1 protein-coding gene is annotated in these 654 nt (G+C 75.2%); it reads right to left on the reverse strand.

Annotation, left to right across the window (positions count from 1 at the left end):
- Nucleotides 1-259 precede the first annotated feature (259 nt).
- Nucleotides 260-654: DegV family protein (locus tag L0B03_RS18795; RefSeq protein ID WP_250448637.1), on the reverse strand; the 395-nt coding region annotated here is incomplete at its 5' end.

Below are 654 nucleotides of genomic sequence, written 5' to 3' on the forward strand. Positions count from 1 at the left end.
CGGGTGCTCGAGCGGGTGCCCGTGCGCGGCGGTGTAGGCCCCGACCGCGGCGGCCATGGCCCGCTCCCGGAGGGCCTCCCGCGGCGTTCCGTCGGTGTCGGCGAGCTCGACGAGCCGCAGGTGCACCTCGTCGCGGGAACCTCGGGGGTCGTTCACGGGCCGAGGCTAGGCCGTCGTCGCCCGCGGTCCTGGCCGGGACCGGGCCGGGTGTGGAAGGCACCGACCGGACCCGGGCTGTGCACAGGACGGTGGGGGTCGACTACCCGTCGGACAGCACGACAGCCAGCAGGCCAGGCCCGACGTGCGCACCGAGCACCGCACTGACCTCGGCCACGTGCACCGTGCCAGCGGCTGTGCCGCACAAGTCCCGCAGCCTCTCGACGGTCGCCGCGGCGAGATCAGGCTGACCGAGGTGGTGGACCGCGACGTCGCACCGGCCTCGACGGACGACCTCGGCCGCGGAGATCTCGACGATCCGGTCTCGGGCCCGCCCGGCGGTGCGAGCCTTCTCGACCACCTCGATCCGGCCATCCTCGACCCCGAGCACGGGTCGCAGCCCGAGCACGGTGCCGAGCGCGGCTGCCATCGGGCCCAGGCGCCCGCCGCGGCGCAGGTGGTCGAGAGAGTCGACCGCGAAGAGCACACGGCTCGTCG

This window comes from Actinotalea sp. C106 (assembly GCF_023630195.1).
In the GTDB taxonomy this organism is placed as follows: domain Bacteria; phylum Actinomycetota; class Actinomycetes; order Actinomycetales; family Cellulomonadaceae; genus Actinotalea.